Source organism: Pseudomonas nitroreducens (genome assembly GCF_014204515.1).
In the GTDB taxonomy this organism is placed as follows: Bacteria; Pseudomonadota; Gammaproteobacteria; order Pseudomonadales; family Pseudomonadaceae; genus Pseudomonas; species Pseudomonas nitritireducens_A.
In genome coordinates this window covers 20,498-39,912 of sequence record NZ_JACHLI010000033.1, presented here as the reverse complement: position 1 = coordinate 39,912, position 19,415 = coordinate 20,498, and the positions used below count along the sequence as shown (strand labels likewise).

Sequence of the window (19,415 nt, the reverse complement as noted above, 5' to 3'; positions counted from 1 at the left end):
GGTCACCGCAATGGGCGTTTCAGGAGAAATGCACACGCAATGCGCGTGCCGGACGTATCAGTTGCGGCGTTCGACGATATAGCGGGCGAGGGCGCGCAGCGGCTCGGCGTTCTCGCCGAAACCTTCCAGCGCGGCCAGCGCCTGGTCGCGCAGGGCCAGGGCATAGGCCTTGGCGGCATCGAGGCCGAGCAGGGCGGGGTAGGTCGGCTTGTCGTGGGCCTGATCCTTGCCCTGGGTCTTGCCCAGGGTGGCGGTATCGCTTTCCACGTCGAGGATGTCGTCCTGCACCTGGAACGCCAGACCCACGGCCTCGGCGTAGCGGCGCAAGGCTTCCAGCGCGTCGGGATTGGCCCGGCCACTGGCCAGGGCGCCGAGCTGCACGCTGGCTTCGATCAGCGCGCCGGTCTTGTGCCGGTGCATGGTTTCCAGCGCCGCCTGGTCGATCTTGCGGCCCACCGATTCCAGATCGATGGCCTGCCCGCCGACCATCCCGGCGGAGCCGGAAGCGCGGGTCAGGATCATCAACATGTCCAGGCGGGTCTGGGCATCCTGTGGGTTCAACTGCGCGTTACCGATCACCTCGAATGCCAACGCCTGCAGACCGTCGCCAGCGAGAATCGCGCAGGCTTCATCGAAGGCGATATGGGTGGTCGGCTGGCCGCGACGCAGGTCGTCGTCGTCCATCGCCGGCAGATCATCATGCACCAGGGAGTAGGCGTGGATCAGCTCCACCGCGCAGGCTGCGCCATCGGCACGTTCTACCTCGCCGCCCAGAGCTTCACAGGCCGCGTAGGCCAGCAGCGGGCGCACGCGCTTGCCGCCGTTGACCACGCTGTAGCGCATGGCGGCGTAGATGCGGGTGAGTTCTTCACGGGGAGCGACGAACAGCTTTTCCAGCGCAGCATCGACACGCGCCTGGCAGCGCGCCTGGTACCCGTCGATCATGCTTCGTCGCCTTCCGGATCGAAGGGTGCTTCGCTCAGCTCACCGTCGCGTTCCAGCAGGATCTGCACCTTCTGCTCGGCCTGGGTCAGCGCCGCCTGGCAGTCACGGGTCAGGCGGATGCCCTGCTCGAAGGCGCCCAGCGAATCCTCCAGCGACAGTTCGCCGCTTTCCAGGCGCTCCACCAGCGTTTGCAGCTCGGCGAGGGACTGTTCGAAGTCGAGGGAAGCTTTCTTGCGGGCCATGCGGACATCTCGGCGGGGTATTCGGAAACCTCGCGACACTAGCAGAGACGGGGGTTGTGGGCAAATGATCACTCAGAATGAGGAGTGCGCAGGGGCCTTACCTGACCATATCCGTGGGTGCCAATTGGGATGTCAGGTCGCGTATCTGCCGAGAGCGAAGTCGAGTAGCGGCTGTTATGCATTGATTGATATTGCCATCATGGGCCTGGCTGCCCGCTTCAGCCTCGAATGCAGCCAGTTCGCAGTCGGCGTCACGGAAGCGTATCCACTGAAGCTGTGCGCTCTTCAGTTGACTCTTCAAAGAGAGTGCCTTGTCAGGACTTGAGCTATAGGCCTGCTCAATGCGCTGAAGCATTTTTCGATAGGACTGATTGAGATGGTTATCTGCATCCTCTCGACGGGCTTTGAAGCAGGCCATTAACTGCAAACTGTCATGAACTCCGACACAGGCAGGTGGAACCGACGCAATTTCCACGCAACTCGGCCCCGTAACCTCCTGACTGGACGCGCCAAATTCGCATTCGACTTCCCAGGCAGGCGCTTGACCTAGTGGTGTCAATTCCAGCGTCAGGAATAGACGCCCGTTTCGAGAGTCAGAGGTCAGAAGCTCAACAGCGGCAAAGCCGTCCCTGAAGCTTTTGCCATCCATCTCGCAGAACAGCCGACTGGCTTCGGCAATGCCCTTGCCACCGGGCTTCATGGTGCGAAGTTCGATACAGGGCCCGCTCTCATTCTGAGAAAAGCGAAGAATTCGCCCTGAGACAGTCCCGACTCCAGCCATCCAGACCTTCTCAGAAGTATCGGCATAAGCGCTGAAGCTGATGATGGGCAGAAAAATGATTAATGCTGAAAGTATTGTTTGGAGAGGGTCTCGAAGCATGGGATTCATTCTTGGTAAGCTTGTCTTAAAGCGTTTCATGGGTTCGGGTTGGCGTGGAGATTCTGCAATATTCCGGGAAGTATATGGATCTGAATTGGCTGCATTGTCTCAGCGTACCCATCGGCAGTCTGTGCTGTCCGACGTGAGAGCTTCATAGTTGTTATCAAATTCGACGATCTTTCCGCTCTTGCTCTTGTACGTAAAGCTATAGATTATCGCTCCTTGGGACACTACCGTGTATTGACCGTTTGGTTTTCCCTTGATGAACTCCAGAAGTGTTGTAGTGAATTCCCATGGTCTGTCTTCGGCGAGTACTACTGACTCTGTCCTGATGGGGATGAGTTTAATAGCTTCTTTGGATTTCTCGTAATTTATGTATGTGAAGCTAGCTTTGTCTTTTTCAATATAGATTCTTGAGTATTTTAAGTTGATTTTTCCGTCGAGCGAGGTCATGCATCTAATGTCGAAGCTGACTTGTGTTGAGGCGCTTGCCGCTGTGCAAAGTGATATGCTGGAGAAGAAGGCGAATATAAAAGGTTTTGTAAGTCTCATTATTGGTTGTGGCCATTAATTTTGATTGGGAGGTTCAAGGGCTAATTTGTTCTATGTTCTATGTTCTATGTTCTATGTTCTATGTTCTATGTTCTATGTTCTATGTTCTATGTTCTAGTGCTATTTTCCTGGTGGCGGACTTTCTAAAAATAAATCTGTCCCTATTTTCCTGTTTTTCTTGCTCTTCTGGAGTGTGGAAAAGATCAGTCACCTGCCGCTTTTACCTGGGGTCTATTGCTTTTCATGAGAGGTCGTATACTTAATTTCAATGGGATTGAATATCAAAATTTCTTTAGTCAGTTCTGCATTTTTTCCTTTGTAAATTATTTGGCTCTGTGAGTCTCTTTTGTATGACTCTGCAATAATTTTTTTGTAATTATTGATTTTCTCATTCGATACTTTGATTCCTGCATAGTAGTCTCCGCCAGCATAGGTATAGTATCCCCGGCATTTTATTAATATGGTGAAGGTGCTTTCATTGCTTGAACCTATGCCGTCGTAGGATTTGAATATTAAATCAATGTTGTTGTCGCTATTAAGATCCTCGGAGGCGACAATTCTTCCTTCGGATACGCTTGTTTCGCCTGTATTTGCATTTATTGATGTCAAGATGTCAGATGAGTCTCCGTCGCTGCTCCAGTTGCTAATAAAGTATTTTATCTTTGGCTCTTCAGCGCACGGGGTTGTCTGATCTGCGTAAGATGTATTAATATAGATTGTTACTGTTAAAATAAATATTATCTTCATTATTTTGGTTTCAAGGGTGCATGTATTGTGGCTAAAAGGGGCGAGTTTATTTTTTGCTCTATTGATTTTCTTGGAGCTTCAGAGTCAGGAGAATAAATGCCCCTCACTTTTTATGATCTATTTGGCGTCTTCAAGGGATTTGGCTAGTTCTTTCAGTTTTTTAATATCGTTTTTGTAGAAATTGTTGCATTGTAAAATCGCAGTATGTTCTCCGGCTTTTTTAAGTTCTAGCGTAAGGCAGACTAACGTAGGGCCTTCGTTACCACCGTTTCCGTGGTACGTAATCGACCTTAAATTAGACGCTCTCCAGTTCGGAGTTTCTATTAGATCTTTTGCAGTTTTCGGTGCGTCGATATTTGATGCTATTGCTTCTATATTTGGGAGCGGGAGGTATTTGTGGTATGGGGCTCCCTCCTTGCTTTGTGCGAGCTCTGCGCATAGACTCTTAGAGTCGGTGCTGGAAATTATTATGGTGGGCAGTTTATCTAATTCTGTTGCATAAATAGACTTCTGGCTAGGCAGTAGCGACTTAATGGTGAGTCCGCCCTCAGTAAAGACTTTGCAGGTGAATTCGTCATTTCTTTCATGGCATAATGAGTTATCCGCAAGTGATATTGCAGGAATTAATAGAAAAATTACTGTGGTATTTTTCATGAAATTAACTCTTGTCATTAAGTTTTTTCCAGAAGTTCGTGAAGGCACTCTGCCTTTCTGGGTTGTGATTTGGAATCCCGTTGGCGTTTCCGCGGTTTATTGTTGATCCAACCCTTCTGGATGTTTCAGCAGATTCTCCCTGGTCGGCAAGGCGGCTGAGCTTTTCTCGAACCCAATAGAAGCCGGATGCATCACAGGCATTATAGTCATCGGATGAAAGTAGTGATGGGTTTGGGTCATTGGTGAAATTTAAGCCCCTATATTTTTCGTAGCTTTTATAATTGCGGCGCCCGGTTATCTGTAAAAAACCGCGGCCATGAAATCTAGCGCCGTCTCCAATCTGACCACCACTAGAAGAGTTCGCTGCTCCGTTGTCCATTCCAGACGCTTTTTGCAATACCTGTGCTGGACGGGTTGCAACATAGTCAGGTCTTTCAATGGTTGGCTTTGGATGTGGGCCAGGGTTTGGAAGCTCAATCGGCCTGCGGCCACTTGGAAGGTTACGTTGCAATTCTACCGCGCGGTCATAGTCCTCTCCCGCCTCGGTTGATGTAATTACTTCGTACATCGTCCTGAAGTATCTTTCATTTCCAATTTCTTCTCTATACTGCCACCAGCCAGTTTCAATGCCAACTTGCGAAAAGAAATGTGCAGTCCTAAGTTTTGTAGAATTTATCAAATATTTTGACATCATTTTGTTCATTTGGACTCGCAAGCCCTCAGCCCGCTGCCTTCCGGCTGCTGGCGCTTGCTCAAGTACCGTTTTAAGTTCTTCTCTACTAATCCAGCCGCACTTTCTGAATTGGTAAATGAATTCGCGTGGATTAAAATGCCAATGGCGGCTTTCGATGCTTGGCAGGTTTGCAGCCCCCCAGAATGATAGCGCCGCGCTGTGACTCTTAAGACTCTCATACTTCTCAGGGGTGAGTGGAGCTCTATCACCAACTTTCTTCAGCCATCCGTATCTAGTGTCAAAGTCATCAGAACGCCATTCTGTTGGGAATTTACAAATCAATTTTTTTAACTTGCTTTGCATTTCTATTGAGTCTAGACGAGCTTGATAAAGCGCCTTTTCCTTTGAGAAACGATCGGATAATTTCTCTTGCTCTTCCGCGCTGTATGCTTCATAAGAGGATGAAGATGCTATAGCTACAGCGTCAAAGTTGTCGGAAACAGTTTTTCTTTCATCCAGAGTTAATATGGATCTGATGAATAGCGAGTTGCAGTGGCTATCGGTATCTGCGTCGTCTTCGATAAGGTTCCATCCCCGCCATTGCGGAAAATCTGCGTCACTGAATTTCGTAACTGTTGGGCCATTCAGGTTCACCCAGGCTTCAGTCTCATTAAGTCCTGACTTGCCGGGGAGTTTGATCTTTCGCCAATGGGCGGCATTGGCAGGAGTTAACGGGTCGGTGCTCAGCACACGGCCAAATCGTAGTAGTTCATAGCCTGCGCTCGGGCTTTTTGGGTAGAACTTCGCTGCGGTTTCATACAAGTTATACTCGTATTTGATACCACTAACTTGTTCTTCCTTAATCGAGCCAATGATATTGCCTGAGAGGTAGTAAGAGGTTAGCGTACAATCGCCTTTGTCGTAGGATATCTGGACGAAAATACCACTCTGCAACTGTGCAGCAACCGCCCACTCGTACCCACCTACTGTAGGCGGCGAAGTATTGGTGGTGCTAGGGCCTTCCTGTATCTGAACTTCAGTAGGCATAGAAGGGCTGCGATAGACGACTGCCGAACTGTTCTCGGCTAGGGCTCTGTTGACGGGAGGTGTACTGTAGGCAAGCACCTCTGGCGGAACGAAGAAGTACATGTCGCCCCAGCAGCTGTCGGTCCGGCCATTGCTGGATTGGTGGTTAAGCTCGCGATTAGATCTGCCAATCAGTTTGGCTATCTGGCTTTGGTCCGCGATGATCTCAAAGTGAATAAGTGCGCCTTCCCCGTATATCTTGCCAGCCTCACCGAGTGCATCCTTGCGGTAAATCTTTTGGCCTACACTCGGGCTGGTGAGGGTGATTTTCGAAAGGTGCATGTAGATAGAAAAATAGGTGACCTTGGCATTGTCGCCCTCACCGATCTCGGTTTCGTGCTTGATGACGATACAACCATCATCAGTCCACTTCCCACGGTAATTCAGAGGATGAGTTGCATCACCTGACTCCGCAGTGGGAGTTCTGAAGTAGGCGATCTCGCCATCGGCGATTGCACGGACCTTGAGTGCTACGCCACCTTCTTCGGGTGCTTTCAGGTGCATGCCGCCATGCCAGTTCAAGTCGTAGCTGAGCGGGAACCTTCCAAGCGTTCCGCCTACCATCGCACGATCTATAAACGCTTCGTCGCTCTCTCCAGCTATCGGGGAGGGTAAAAATGGGGGACTGATGATCATCCTGAATCGTCCTTTCTAATTGCTCGGTTGGTTTCGTCAAAGGGAGAAGGGGTAGTCGGCTTCCGGCACGATGTGCTCCAGCGGCACGTTGATCAGCGCCTCTTCCATCTCTTTCCCCGCCTTGTCCGCGTCCGCCGCGTTGGGTTGCAGCGGCGGTTTGATGCCGATGCCCGAGCCGTTGCCCGGTGAGCCGCCGGCGTTGACCTTGACCATGGGGCCGACGAGGGTGACGCCGCCGGGGTCGAGCTTGATGAAGCTGCCGCCGGCCTTGAGGGTGATTTCCATGCCGGCTTCGACGATGAGTTTCTGCCCGGCCTTGAGGTGGATTTCCTGGCCGGCGTCGATGAACTGGCCGGTGCCGATCTTGATGTGCTGGTTGTTGGCCACGGTGAGGTGGTCGTCGATGCGCGTTTCCACCTTGCGGTCGCCGTGGGTGGTGTGGTGCTCCTCGGCCTTGAATTCGCTGTAGGTGTTGGCTTCGACGGTGTCGTGGCGCTCGTGGCCGATGCGGATGCGCTGGTCGTGTTCGATGTTCTCGTCCCAGTCGCGCTGGGCGTGGAGGAAGATCTGTTCCTGGCCTTTGCGGTCTTCGATGCGCAGTTCGTTGTAGCCACCGCCGCCGGGGTAGCTGTTGGTCTTGAAGACGCTGCGGGTCTTGTTCGCCGGCAGGGGGTAGGGCACCTGGTTCTCGGCGTGGTAGAGGCAGGCGGAAACCAGCGGCTGGTCGGGGTCGCCTTCGAGGAAGCTGACCAGCACTTCCATGCCCACGCGGGGAATGGCGATGCCGCCATAGAGGTTGCCGGCCCAGCCGCTGGCGACGCGCAGCCAGCAGCTGGTCCGGTCGTCGGCCTGGCCTTCGCGGTCCCAGAAGAACTGCACCTTCACGCGGCCGTACGGGTCGCAGTGGATTTCTTCGCCGGCCGGACCGGTGACCACGGCGCTCTGGTTGCCCAGCACCCTGGGTTTGGGGTGTTCGAGGGCGGGGCGGTAGGGCACGTCCCAGGGGGTGGCGACGAAGCGGTTGCGGTAGCCCTGGTGGAAGTCGTCCTTGTGCTCGGTGACGTCGCTGGTGATGGATTCTTCCAGCACCTGGGGCTGTTTGCCTTCGTGGAGGACTTCGGTGAGCAGCCAGAGGTCGTTCCACTCACCGCGCGGGTGTTCGGAGAGTTCGAGGAAATGGCCGCTGAGCAACCGGGTCTGGTCGCCTTCGCCGCGGGCGGTGCGGTAGTCGGCGCGGTGGCGTTCAAGGGCGCGCTGGCTGAGGTGCTTGCCGCGCTCGCGGTCGGTGAAGCGGCCGGGGTAGTCGTAGTCTTCCAGGTCCGGCTCGGGCTTCTCGGCCTTGGGTTTGCAGGCGGCTTCCATGAGCAGGCGCGGCTTCTGGAAGTCGTAGTCGCGGCGGGTGACGCGGCTGGTGCGCGCTTCAAAGCCCAAGTTGAAGCGCTTGATCACCGGCAGGTCGGCGACCATGCCGGTGTCGGGGATGTAGGGCGTCGGCCGGCCCAGGCGCGGGAAGGCGGTCTGGTCGTCGCCGAAGACCAGGCGGTGGCCGTCGCTGTGGTGGCGGAAGTGGTAATGGATTCCTTCCTCTTCGCACAAGCGTTGGACGAAATGCAGGTCGGACTCGTCGTACTGGGTGCAGTAGTCGCGCGGGGGGTAGACGGTCGGGCCGAGTTGGAACTGATAGGCGTCGGCGAGGATGCCGTGTTCTTCCAGCACGCTGGCGATGATCTCGGGGACGGTCAGGTGCTGGAAGATGCGCTGGTTGATGCGATGGGCGAGGTAGGCCAGTTGCGGCACCAGGACTACCCGATAACGGCACAGGCGCTTGCCGGCGTCGCCCTGGGCGACGCGGTGGATCTGCCCGTGGATGCCGGCGCCGTCGGGGGTGAAAGCCAGGAAGGCGCGCTTGTGCAGCAGGTCTTCGAGCTTCAGGTCGAAGCGCTCGCTGACCAGTTCGACTTCGAAGCGGTAGGGCCGGCTGATGCCTTCGCTGCCATGGAACTCGAGCACCTGCAGGTCGTTGTCGACCCCGTCGATGCTCAGGCTGAAATGGGTCTGGTTGGCCGGGTTGAACATGTTCAGGCTCCCTGTTCGATCATCATCCGGTGCGCCGCTGGAACCAGCGGTGCTTGGCCTTGGGTTGCGCGACGAAAGCCTCGCGCAGTTCGCGGACGCTGATGCGCCGCTCGTCTTCACTCAGCGCCAGCGCGGTGCGCAGGGCGTGCCAGGTCTGCGGCGTCAGCCGGCGTGGCGCCTTGAGTTTTCGTTCCAGGCGCTGGGCTTTGGCTTCGCGAGCGTCGAGCCGCTGGTAGGGGTGTTTGCCGCTCAGCAGTTCATGCAGGACGCAGGCGACAGCGAAGAGGTCGCTGGCCGGCGAAATGGGGGCGCCGTCGAGGAGCTCGAGCGCTGCGTAGCGGGGCGTCCAGGCGTTGAAGCGTTCGCGCGACAGGCGCGGCAGTCCGTCGAGCAGGCCCTCGCGGGGCTGGCCCAGGCCGTAGTCGAAGAGCCGCGCGCCGTCTTCGGCGAGCATCACGTTGCTGGGCTTCAGGTCGCCATGCAGTACGCCGCAATCATGGGAGTACGCCAGGGCATCGAGCAGGCTCAGTGCGATGAGGCGACACTCGTCCCAGAGCAGGCCTTCGGGGCGTTCGCAGAGCAGTTGGTCGAGCGTCAGGCCGCGCATCAGTTCCAGCGTGATGAAGGCCCGCCGGCAGGCGCTGTCGACTTCGAAGCTGTGCAGTCGGACGATGTGCGGATGGCGCAGGCGCATGGTCAGCGCGAACTCGCTGTAGAGCAACGTGCTGGCATCGGGGTACTGGGAGAACTCCTCGTTGAGCAGCTTGACGGCGACGTAGGGGTCGGGGTCGCCGAACTGCTCGCGCAGCAGGTCGCGCGCGCGGTACACGGCGCCCATGCCGCCGACGCCGAGCAGGCGTTCAAGCTGGTAGCGGCCCAGGAGTACCTCGGGCAGGGCCGCGTCTCCCGCCTCCTGGGCGGGCACCGGAGCGGGCGCCGGGTGCGCGGTTGGCTGGCCGACGAAGGCGAAGTAGGTGCAGTTGTCGGCAGGCGCCGCGAGGTTGTCGAGGGTCATCGGCGGATCACCACGGCGGTCAGGTTGTCGCGCGCGGAGCCTTCCAGGGCGAGGTCGATCAGTTGGTCGAGCGCCCCCTGGATGGAGCCCTGGCTCAGGGCGTTGCCGAGAGTCTGCTCGCTGTGGCTGTTGTAGAGGCCATCGCTGCAGAGCAGGAAGGTGTCGCCGGGGTGGATGTTCAGCTCCAGGGTGTCGAGGGAGAACTTGTCGCCGACGCCGACGGCGCAGGTCAGTGCGTGGGCGGAGGGATGGCGCCGGGCCTGCTCGGCGTCCATGCCCTGTTCGTCCATCAATTGCTGTTGCAGGGAGTGGTCGCGGGTGAGCTGGTAGAGACGATGGTCGCGCCACAGGTAGCAGCGGCTGTCGCCGGCCCAGATGCAGGTGGCCCGCTTGTCGTCGAGCAGCAGCGCGACGACGGTGCTGCCCATGACTTGCGGGGGCTGGTCGGCGGTCTGGGTCATTTCCATCACGAAGCGCCGATTGAGCCAGTGCAGCTGCTGGCGAATCTGCTGTGTGCGGGTGTCGAGGTCCGCGTAGTGCGTGATCTGCGCCAGCGCTTCGACGATCATGCGGCTCGCCCGATCGCCTCGCGAGTGCCCGCCCATGCCATCGGCCACCACCCAGAGCCCATGCTCCGGGTGGTCGAGGAAGGCATCTTCGTTGCGCGCACGGACCTTGCCGGTGTCCGTGCGCGCCGTGCTGCTCCAACGCAGTGCGACTTGCATCAGAGCGAGACCGGCAGCCGGAAGCTGCGCAGGTTGCCGAGGTCGAACGGGTTCGGCGAACGCTGTGCCAGCACCAGGTAGTTGGCACGCAGTCCGCCGAGGTCGGCCTTGAGCATCAGCACGTCACGCCCGCGCAGGTACTCGCTCTGCATCTGGTCGAAGAGGCGGAACAGCGACCAGGGGCCGGTGTTTTTCTCCAGGCTGACACGGCGGCCGCCCAGTTCTTCCAGGATCAGGCTGGTGCGGCCGTCGTCTGCGTCGGTCGGCCAGCGGAAGGCGACCGGCACGATCGGACCATGGCGGTATTCCAGCAACTGGTCGCCGAAGCGGAAGTCGGCGCGGCTCAGGCTGGAGTCGATGGAGTAGGGCTCCAGCTTGAACTGCACCTGCGGCTCGGCCGGGTTGTCGGCGAAGAAGCTGCGGCGAATTGCCTGGGCGTAGCCCATCTGTTCGAGGAAGGTGCGCGACATCGGCAGGCTGTGGCCATCGACGCTGCGCAGGCGGTAGTTGCCCGGATCGCCGCTGACGAAGGGTTTCAGGTAGCTGTCGAAGAAGCGATCGGCGATGCCCTGGGTCTTGAAGAACTCGCGGAAGTCAGCGATGGCGACGTCGCTGTTGCTCTTGGCGTTGAACGGGTAGCGCTGGTTGATGGCCTTGAAGTAGAAGCTGTACAGCTCGGCCTGGTAGCGCTGGTTCAGGTAGCGGTAGGCGTCACCCAGTACCAGTCTCCAGCTGTCCTCGGCCAGCAGGTTGAACCAGCCGCTCACCGGCTGTGGCAGGCGGACCGCGGCGCTGCGCAGGGTGGCCAGGGCGTCGACCTGACCGCCCATGCGACCGCGCGCCAGTTCGAAGGCGACCTGTTCCGGCTGGCTGGCGCGGGCCAGGCTGCTCAGTTGCAGCTGCAGGCCGTTGAGCGCCTGCATCACCGGGGCGAGGTCGGCCGCCGGGCCGCCGTTGTCGTCGAGCAGGCGGTGCAGCGGTTCGAAGCGGCGCTGCAAGGCCTGCCGGGCGGTATCCGGGAGGCTCTTGGCGAGGGCATCCTGGGCTTGTTCGGCGGCGGCTGCCGCGACCTGGCCGACCTTGCCGATCTTGCCGCCGGCGGCATCCGCAGCGGCTCCGGCCAGATCGCCGGCCGCTTCGGTGCTTTCGGCGATGCCCGGGATGCGGGTGTTTTCGCGAACCTCCACGAGCAGTTGCAACAGCGGCGAGTTGGCGGCGGTCAGGCCGGCTACCTGGTCCGCGCCCTGGTCGAACTCGCGGATCGGCTGCAACTGGACGCGATTGACCGCCTCGCTCCACAGGTTGGCGTAGTCGCGGAAATACAGCTGCTGCAGTTCCACCATCAGACGGCTGAGGTCCTGCACGCTGAGGCTGTTGCCTTCGCCCAGTACCCAGTTGTCGCGCAGGATTTCGCGGACCATCGGCGCGCCTTGTGCGACGAAGTATTGCTGGTAGCCGCGCAGGGTGTAGAAGCCGGGGATCGCATAGTCGGTGCCGGAGAACAGCGAACCCTGCGGCCCCAGGTGCTGGTCGAGGCGGTACTCGGGCAGGCTGCGTGCCTGTTCGCGCAGGACGCGGTAGACCACGTTGGCGAGCGACTCGCTGCGCAGCACCTGGCGGGCCTGGGCTACCAGCGGCTCGTTGAGCGGATAGACGAAGGGCTGTTCGAGCAGGCGTGCGAAGTGGGTACCCAGGCCGTTCTGCACCACCGCGTCACCGCTGTAGCGCATCGACCAGTCTGCGCCGATCCAGCCCTTCAGGAAGCCGGCATCGCGGCGCTCGGGCAGGTTCAGCATGAGGTAGGCGCGCAGGCTGCCGAGCAGGCGCTCGCGGTCGTTCAGGTTGGCGCGGATCTGCCCTTCGAGGGTGCGCGCCACGCGCGGCAGGAGTTGTTCCCGCAGCTCCCGCTGGTAAGCGGCAGTGAGGGCCGGAGTGCTGTCCTCACCCTGGTAGAGGCCGGCGCGCTCATTGAAGGCGACGTCGCCTTTGGCAGGGAACACCTGGCTGGCCGCGTAGCTGGTGTCGAGTGCCTTGAGCGTCGCCCTGGCGTCATCCTGCGGGGTGAGCGCGGCATGCTCGCGGGCGAGCTTCTGACCGAGGTCGCGAACCTGATCCAGGCGGCCGTTGTTGGCGGAGAAGCCACTGGACCAGACCAGGCCGAACACGGCGAGCAGCGCCAGCGAGGCGGCGTAGACCGCGCGCTGCCCCCAGTGGATGCGCGCGGTTTCGCGCTTGTCCAGGCCGGCCAGTTCGGACTCGGGGAAGATCACCCGGCTGAACAGGTGATGGATGAAGCGTGGACGCCCTTCGCGCAGGGTCGGCAGCTTGACGCTGGCCATGCCCAGGTTGGCGCCGATGGCGGCGGTGTCTGCGTCCATCTGTTGGGCCAGGTGCGGCGCGCTGGTGAGGTAGAAGCCGCGAAGCTGGCTGGCGCGCTGGTAGCGGTTGCCGGTGAAGGCGAACTCCACCAGCAGGCTCAGGCGGTCGCCGATCTGCGCCAACTGATGCGGGAAGTCGAGGATGCGGCCGCGGCGCTGGGTGTTGCGCTCCTGGTGCATGCGCAGGATGACCTGGCTGTTGAGACGACGCAGGAGTTCCTCGAACTCCTGGCGCAGGACGCTGACGTCCGTGCCGTTCTGCTCCTTGCGGAAGCTGACGCCCAGCACCTGGTCGCTTTCCTCGCGGGACAGCTGGTCGAAGAATTCGTCGAAGCCCTGCAGTTTGTCGGCCTTGCTCAGCACCAGGTAAACGGGGAGGTCGACGTGCAGGTTGCGGTGCACGTCCTGCAGGCGTGCGCGAATCTGCCGGCCGAGTGTCTCCAGCGCCTGTTCGTCGCCGGCCTGCAGCAGGTCCACCGGAACGTTGACGACCACGCCGTTGAGCGGGCGGGCGCGGCGGCGTTTGCGCAGCAGGTTGAGCAGGGTGTTCCAGCCACTGGCGTCGACCTCCGCGTCGCCCTGGCTCAGGTAGCGGCCGGTGGCGTCGACCAGCACGCCGTGTTCGGCGAAGTACCAGTCGCAGTAACGGGTGCCGCTGGTGTCGCGGGTCAGCTTGCGCTCGATCCGGTTGATCGGAAACTCCAGCCCGGAGAAGTCCAGCAGGCTGGTCTTGCCACTGCCCTGCGGGCCGAGCATCAGGTACCAGGGCAGCTCGTTGCGCCAGCGCTCGCTGCGACCGCGGTAGAGGCTGGAGGTCTTGAGGATGCGCAGGGCGTCCTGGAAGCGCGAGCGCAGTTCATGCTGCTCGTCGCTGATCAGTTCCTGGCAGCGCAGGCGTTCCTGGCCGTCCTCGCTTTCTTCCTCGGCCTTCTTGCGGCGCATGGCGCGCCAACTGGCGAAGACCATGAACAGGCCCCAGGCGAGGAACAGCACCGCGATGGTCAGCAGGCGGGCGCTGGCCTCTTCCCAGAACTTGTGTTCGTTCACCGCCAGCAGCGGCCCGGTGAACCAGACCAGCAGCGCCAGCAGGAGCACCAGCAGCAGGCTCCAGACCCAGGTCCGGCGCAGGAAGGCACCGACTTTCTTGAAGAAGTTCTTCATCACACTTTCCCTGTGTTACGACTTGGGCTCGACCGGAGCCGGGTCGAGTTGCTGATAGGGTTGCAGAACGCTCTCGCGCTGGTCGTCGAGTACCCAGGCAAATCCCGTGTACATCACCACCAGGCAGACCAGGGTGAATAGCGCTACCAGCCACCAGGGCACGATGCGTACCAGGCGCTGGCGCGAGTCACGCAGGCCTTCCCACTGTGGTGACAGCTCACGGGGCACGTCGCCGCGCAACTGGCGGATCTGGCGGTAGAGGCTGTCGCGCACCGCTTCGAGTTCGAGCATGCCGCGCGGCAGCACGCGGTACTTGCCTTCGAACCCCAGGGCCAGGCACAGGTACATCAGCTCCAGCATCGGCAGGTGCTTGACCGGGTTGCGCGACAGGCGCTCCAGCAGTTGGAAGAACTTCTCGCCGCCGAAGGTCTCGTTGTGGAAGCTGCTGAGCAGGCTCATCTGCGACCACTCGCTTTCGTTGCCCCAGTCGGTGGTCACCACTGCTTCGTCGAGCACGGTGCAGAGCACGTAGCGGGCGGCCATCACCTGGCTGTTCTCGGCGCCCTCGTGCAGGGCGCGCATTTCGAATTGCCGGATGCCGGCGCTCAGCTTGTCATTGAGCGTGCGCAGGTCTTCGCCGGCACTGGAGTGCTTGATCCGCACCACGTCCGAGAGCAGCTCGGCGGCGGCGGCCACCAGCGGGTTGAGACTGATGTTGAAGGTCTCTTCCGGGCGCAGCCGCGCGGCGTAGATCATCCGTGCTTCCAGTTGCTCGAAGCGCGGCGGCTCGGCGAAGTCGGTCAGCGGGCTGCTCGAGTGGTCCTCGCCCTCGCGGCCGACCAGCACGGTCTTGTCGTCCTGCGGGTAATCCATTTCCTTGATCATGCGCTCAGTTCCTGATGGCCCAGAACTTCAGTTCGAGCCCGGAGAATTCGCCGGACACATGGAAGGCGAAACCGCCGGATCGCTCCAGCTGCGCCTGCTCTTCCGGGTTGAGCTCGAGGATGAAGTAGGTCTTGTTGGCGTGGAACGGGATCTGTCGCGGCGCCACTGGCAATGGCTTCACGCGGATACCCGGAAGGTGCAGGTTGACCAGCTGGCGGATGCGCTCCACCGGGCCGGCCTTGAGGTGCGCCGGCAGGCGCTGGCGCAATTCCTCCGCTTCGCACTGGGCGCTGGCGGCGAGTACGAAGGAGGAGCTGGCGAGCAGCTTGTGGTCGTGCAGCGGCGAAACCAGGATGCCGTACTGGCGCTGCTGCAGGACCAGTTCGATGGCGTGCTGTTCGAGCACCATCGACAGCACCTGGCGGATGGCTTCCATCAGCCTGCGGAAGCTGGCGCCCTGGTCGCTGTGCTGGTAGCGGCCGTCCAGTCGCGGGCGCTTGGTTTCGCTGGAGAAGGTGGCGAGGTCGCCCAGCATCGCCAGCAGCGTGCAGTACACCTCTTCGGGATGCACCTGCTCCAGATCCAGGTTGTGGCGCAGCACCAGCTCGGTCCGGTTGATCAACTGCAGCATCATGAAGTCGCCGACCTCGGCGCCGCCGACCTTGCCGGTGGAGCGGATGCGTTCGGCCAGGGTGTCGCCGCGGTGGCCGAGCATGCTGACCACTTCCTTGAGACACGACAGCAGGTAGCCGCTCTCGTGGAAGTGCAGGTGGCTGGGGATGAAGTCGGGGTCGAGCGTGATGCGACCGTCCGGTGAGGTGTCGAGCACGTCGCAGACCTTCAGGCGCACGTAGGCCTGATCGTTGCGTTGCTCGCCGAGCAACAGGCGGAAGTCGGCTCGGCCGCAGGTGACCTGGCTGCTGGTGCTGTCGCCGGCGTTGGAGTCGGCCACTTCCAGGTCGCGGGTGGTGTAGCGCGCCAGCACGTCGATCTGCTCGCTGCGGCGGGCTTCGACGTGGTTGCCGGTGACCAGCGGCAGCGCCAGGTAGATCGGCGTGTTGCTGGTGTTCGGCGGGATGTCCAGGGCCAGTGGTTCGTCGTGGCTGGCGAGGTCGAACAGGGTGCCATCGGGCAGCACGCCTGAAGCGCGGCTGAGCACCAGCTTGCCGGTGGCGAGGAATTGGCTGTCGATCTCCAGCTCGAAGAAGCCCCAGGCGTAACGGCCGAGCAGACGGGTGCGGGCCTTGAGCTGGTGGTCGTAGTAGCGGTCGCTCTGCTGGAAATGCTGCGGGCGCAGGAGCATGCCTTCGCGCCAGATGACTTTTTGCGCGACCATCTCAGTTCCCCTTCGCCTGGCTGGCGTCGGCGAGCGCCTGGATGCCGGTCTGGTCCAGGCGCAGGTCGGCGCGATTGAGCTGCACGGGGGCCAGGGTCACCACGTAGCGCCAGCGGGTCTCCGGCAGGTCGCGGTAGGCGGCCAGCACGCCGACATAGCGGCTGCCGTCGTTCACCGTGAGCTTGAGCTCGCGGGTTTCACCGGGACGCATCTCGATCTCCTCGCTGGCGACAAGGTCGGGTGCCAGGGCTTCACGCGAGCGGTCGTAGAGACTGAAGAAGTCGGCGTTCTCGAAGGCCACCGGACTCTTCAGTTCGATCAGGCGCACCACGATGGGCGAGGGGCGGCCGTCGAGGTCCGGGTTCAACTGGTCGCTGGCGCTCAGGGACAGCTCCAGCTTGGTGATCTTCGAGTAGGGCGAGAGCGCCGAGCAGGCGCTGGTCAGCACGACCAGGGCGAGCAGGGCGATGGATCTGAGAGCGGGCATGCGGTTCATCCTTGGGATTCGCTGTTGAGGGTGGCGATCAGGCGGACCTGTTCCTCATAGGCACGGGCAAAATCACGGGCGATCAGGCGTTCGCCCCATTCGTCGTCCTGGCGCAGGGACTGGTGGTAGCGCCCGTAGGCACGCCAGCGGCCACCCGCGCCAGCGAGGCGGGATACCTGCCCGTCGCGCTCGAAGCGCAGCGCCAGTTGCTCGGGGGCGAAATGCTCAAGCGTGCCGCGCACCGCGGCGCGGCTGGCGCTGAGCAGCGCTACCTGGTGTGCCTGGAGGTCGCAAAAGGCGCGGTAGACCGACTGCTCGGCGCTCGCCTGGCCGGGCCGTGCGCCCAGGAGCAGGGCGTTCAGCGCTTCGCGGCTGTCTGCGCTGGATTTGAGCGGGTTGCCGCCGTGGCCCTGCACGGTGGTCAGCGCCAGGCGCAGTTCGTTCTTCAGCTCGGTACGGGTCCGCAGGCTCTGCTGGATGCCGCCCACACACTGGCGCAGCAGTCGCGCCGCCTGGATTGCCAGGGCCTCGCGGGCATCCTGATCCAGACCTTCGAAGCTCACGCCCAGTTGTTCGCCGAAGCGCTGCCAGAAGCCTTCCGGTTGGCGCTCCACCTCGGCTGGCGGAGCGGGGCGGATCTCCTGCGGCGGCTCTACCAGTTGCGGCAGCGGCAGGCTCTCCATGTCGATCGGCGCGTAGTCGGCCTGGTAGCGGGTGTCGGTGTGGCCTGCGCCAAGCATTGCGTAGTCTTCGCTCTCGGCGTAGATGCGCTCCTGCTGGTCGATGGCTGCCAGCGGGTCGAGAGCGAGGAAGGCGTCGTCGGGAATGATGCTGCCGGCGGGGCGTGGTCGGCCGATTTCCTCACCGAAGATGGCCGGGTCCTGCACCAGGCGCGCGCGGATCTCGAAGTCGCCCAGGCAGTACACCGCACCATGCTCGATGCGTTGTGGCACGCCCTTCTGCAGGCGCGCTCCGTTGGCCTTGAGCTGAACGCCGTTGCTGCTGCCATCGGTCAGGTAGAACCCGCCGTCGCGAAAGCTGACCTGGGCATGATGGTTGGACAGGTGGCGGCGGGCGTCGGGGATAACCCAGTCGCAATCCTCGGCACGGCCGATCATGCCGCCGGCCTCCTTGAAGGTCTTGCTGGTCAGCAGGCCGGGCACGAACTGCTGGGCGCTCACCATTTCGAATACCAGTTCCATGGTTCTGTGCTCCTGGTTCAGTTGCGACGGTTGACCGTCTGTGGCTCGCCCAGCGGGCGGTAGTCCTTGTCGTTGAACTTGTAGTTGCCGCTGCAAGCGCCGAGGGCGAGCGAGGTGGCGAGGGCGAGCAGGACGGCACGCCAGCGAAGTGGGGGCATCAGACGACCTCCATGGGGATGTGATCGATGTGGACTTGAGGTGGGTTCATGGACGGCTCGCTCAGGCCTCGTGGGTGTGGATGTGCAGGCGCCCCAGGCGGTACAGCAGGGTGCGCCGCGGCAGCCCCAGTTCGTGGGCGACCAGGGTGCGATTGCCGCCGTTCCTGCGCAGGCATTCGAGCAGTATCGAGCGCTCGACCTGCTCCAGGCGCTCGCGCAGGTTCGAGGTGTTGCCGTTCTCCACGGGCTTGTCACGCAGGTTGAAATGGGAGGGCAGCAGCTCGCCCGTCTCGCACAGGAGCACCGCGCGCTCGACCATGCCCTTGAGCTCGCGGACGTTGCCGGGAAAGCCGTACTTGGCGAGCCGATCGAGGGCGGCGCTGGACCAGCTGCAGGGAGCGCGCTGGAGGAAGGAGCAGGCCTTGTCGGCAAAGTGGCGCGCCAGTTCGAGGATGTCTTCGCCACGCTGGCGCAGTGGCGGCAGCTCGATGGGGAACTGCGTCAGTCGGTAATAGAGGTCTTCGCGGAAGGCGCCGCTGCTGACCATGGACTCCAGGTCGCGGTGGGTTGCGGCGACGATACGCACGTCGATGCGATGGGTGTCGTTGCTGCCCAGCGGGCGGATTTCGCCTTCCTGCAGGACGCGCAACAGCTTGGCTTGCAGGATCAGCGGCATGTCACCGATTTCGTCGAGGAACAGGGTGCCACCGTGCGCCGCATCGAACAGGCCGTGGCGGTCGCGATCTGCGCCGGTGAAAGCCCCCTTGCGATAGCCGAACAGCTCGCTTTCCAGCAGGTGCTCGGGCAGCGCCGAGCAGTTCTGCACGACGAAGCTGGCGGTGCGGCGTGTGCCGCAGTCATGGATGGCGCGGGCGACCAGTTCCTTGCCGGTGCCGGTCTCGCCGGTGAGCAGGACGGTGTAGGGGCTGTGCAGGACCTTGCCGATCAACTGGTAGGTGCGGCGCATCGCCGGGCTGTTGCCGATCATCCCGTAGCCGCTGGCGCAGGGGGCTGGCGCCGCGGGTTGGCTATCGCGCTGCGGATAGCGCAGTCGCAGGAGCAATTGCAGCTGGGCGTGGACGAAGGTGCCGAGCTGGCCGAGGGAGCGGGCGAAGCCGGCGAGGTCGCCGGGGGCATGCCTGGCGCACAGCAGCAGGCCCTGGACTGCCTGCCGCGAGTCGAGCAGCGGCAGGCACAGCAGAGCTCGCCAGGGGGTGTTGCAGGCCGGCAGGAAGCTGGTGTCGTGCAGGCTGTCATTGAGCTCGGCCAGGCTCAGTACGCGGTTCTGGCACAGGCTGTACTGCAGCAGTTGCTCGTCCTTGTAGTCGGCGGGCAGGCTGGCGGCTTCGCGCGGTTGCAGGAGGCCGTCGAGGCACTCGGCATTCAGGCCGAGCGTGCTGTGGCCGGCATCCAGCAGATACAGCTGGACCAGCTCGCAGCCCGCCAACTCGCCGGCGGCGCGGACGAACTGGCCGAGCAGGCTGCCGGCGTCGGCCGCGCGCGCGAGGCTGGCGTACTGATCGAGCAGGGCCTCGGCGTAGTTCAGGGGTTGTGGGATGCGCAGGAACATATCGCCC

General features: G+C 61.4%; 17 protein-coding genes. All 17 read right to left on the bottom strand.

Features of this window, described 5'->3' with window-relative positions; translation table 11 throughout:
- Positions 1 to 57: 57 nt before the first annotated feature.
- The 17 genes from ispA to HNP46_RS28830 all read right to left on the bottom strand — a co-directional run bounded on the left by ispA (position 58) and on the right by HNP46_RS28830 (position 19,408).
- Positions 58 to 945 (bottom strand): (2E,6E)-farnesyl diphosphate synthase, encoded by an 888-nt coding sequence (ispA, locus tag HNP46_RS28910; protein ID WP_184595991.1) that lies wholly within the window; start codon positions 943 to 945, stop codon positions 58 to 60.
- Entirely contained in the window at positions 942 to 1,187 is a 246-nt protein-coding gene (locus tag HNP46_RS28905; protein ID WP_015475514.1) for an exodeoxyribonuclease VII small subunit, read from the bottom strand. The genes ispA and HNP46_RS28905 overlap by 4 nt, the downstream gene beginning before the upstream one ends.
- 97 nt (positions 1,188 to 1,284) lie before the next feature.
- On the bottom strand, positions 1,285 to 2,067 hold the full coding sequence (locus HNP46_RS28900; RefSeq protein WP_184595989.1) for a lysozyme inhibitor LprI family protein: 783 nt from the start codon (positions 2,065 to 2,067) through the stop codon (positions 1,285 to 1,287).
- 108 nt (positions 2,068 to 2,175) lie between these two features.
- Positions 2,176 to 2,520, bottom strand: coding sequence for a hypothetical protein (locus HNP46_RS28895; RefSeq protein WP_184595987.1), 345 nt, complete (start codon positions 2,518 to 2,520; stop codon positions 2,176 to 2,178).
- A gap of 330 nt (positions 2,521 to 2,850) precedes the next feature.
- A complete protein-coding gene (locus tag HNP46_RS28890; RefSeq protein ID WP_184595985.1) occupies positions 2,851 to 3,366 on the bottom strand; it encodes a hypothetical protein in 516 nt (171 codons plus the stop codon).
- Between the two features lie 117 nt (positions 3,367 to 3,483).
- Positions 3,484 to 4,020 carry a hypothetical protein gene (locus tag HNP46_RS28885; protein WP_184595983.1) on the bottom strand — a complete coding sequence of 179 codons (537 nt, stop codon included), beginning with the start codon at positions 4,018 to 4,020 and terminating at the stop codon, positions 3,484 to 3,486.
- A 4-nt stretch (positions 4,021 to 4,024) separates the two neighbouring features.
- Positions 4,025 to 6,415, bottom strand: a complete 2,391-nt coding sequence (locus HNP46_RS28880; RefSeq protein WP_184595981.1) for a M23 family metallopeptidase — start codon at positions 6,413 to 6,415, stop codon at positions 4,025 to 4,027.
- A 36-nt stretch (positions 6,416 to 6,451) separates the two neighbouring features.
- Positions 6,452 to 8,491, bottom strand: a complete 2,040-nt coding sequence (gene tssI, locus HNP46_RS28875) for a type VI secretion system tip protein TssI/VgrG (protein ID WP_184595979.1) — start codon at positions 8,489 to 8,491, stop codon at positions 6,452 to 6,454.
- A gap of 22 nt (positions 8,492 to 8,513) precedes the next feature.
- Positions 8,514 to 9,506 carry a serine/threonine-protein kinase gene (locus tag HNP46_RS28870; protein WP_184595977.1) on the bottom strand — a complete coding sequence of 331 codons (993 nt, stop codon included), beginning with the start codon at positions 9,504 to 9,506 and terminating at the stop codon, positions 8,514 to 8,516.
- Positions 9,503 to 10,231 (bottom strand): PP2C family protein-serine/threonine phosphatase, encoded by a 729-nt coding sequence (locus tag HNP46_RS28865; RefSeq protein ID WP_184595975.1) that lies wholly within the window; start codon positions 10,229 to 10,231, stop codon positions 9,503 to 9,505. The genes HNP46_RS28870 and HNP46_RS28865 overlap by 4 nt, the downstream gene beginning before the upstream one ends.
- Positions 10,231 to 13,770 (bottom strand): type VI secretion system membrane subunit TssM, encoded by a 3,540-nt coding sequence (gene tssM, locus HNP46_RS28860; RefSeq protein WP_184595973.1) that lies wholly within the window; start codon positions 13,768 to 13,770, stop codon positions 10,231 to 10,233. The genes HNP46_RS28865 and tssM overlap by 1 nt, the downstream gene beginning before the upstream one ends.
- Positions 13,771 to 13,785: 15 nt before the next feature.
- Positions 13,786 to 14,655 carry a type IVB secretion system protein IcmH/DotU gene (gene icmH, locus HNP46_RS28855; RefSeq protein WP_184595969.1) on the bottom strand — a complete coding sequence of 290 codons (870 nt, stop codon included), beginning with the start codon at positions 14,653 to 14,655 and terminating at the stop codon, positions 13,786 to 13,788.
- A gap of 4 nt (positions 14,656 to 14,659) precedes the next feature.
- On the bottom strand, positions 14,660 to 15,991 hold the full coding sequence (gene tssK / locus HNP46_RS28850) for a type VI secretion system baseplate subunit TssK (protein ID WP_184595967.1): 1,332 nt from the start codon (positions 15,989 to 15,991) through the stop codon (positions 14,660 to 14,662).
- A gap of 1 nt (position 15,992) precedes the next feature.
- Complete coding sequence (gene tssJ / locus HNP46_RS28845; RefSeq protein WP_184595958.1) at positions 15,993 to 16,478, bottom strand: type VI secretion system lipoprotein TssJ; 486 nt, start codon at positions 16,476 to 16,478, stop codon at positions 15,993 to 15,995.
- A 5-nt stretch (positions 16,479 to 16,483) separates the two neighbouring features.
- The gene (tagH, locus tag HNP46_RS28840; RefSeq protein ID WP_184595956.1) at positions 16,484 to 17,680 is read right to left on the bottom strand and encodes a type VI secretion system-associated FHA domain protein TagH; all 1,197 of its coding nucleotides are present in this window, start codon (positions 17,678 to 17,680) and stop codon (positions 16,484 to 16,486) included.
- A 17-nt stretch (positions 17,681 to 17,697) separates the two neighbouring features.
- On the bottom strand, positions 17,698 to 17,838 hold the full coding sequence (locus HNP46_RS28835; protein ID WP_184595954.1) for a type VI secretion protein: 141 nt from the start codon (positions 17,836 to 17,838) through the stop codon (positions 17,698 to 17,700).
- A gap of 61 nt (positions 17,839 to 17,899) precedes the next feature.
- A complete protein-coding gene (locus HNP46_RS28830; protein WP_184595952.1) occupies positions 17,900 to 19,408 on the bottom strand; it encodes a sigma-54 interaction domain-containing protein in 1,509 nt (502 codons plus the stop codon).
- Between the last annotated feature and the right edge of the window lie 7 nt (positions 19,409 to 19,415).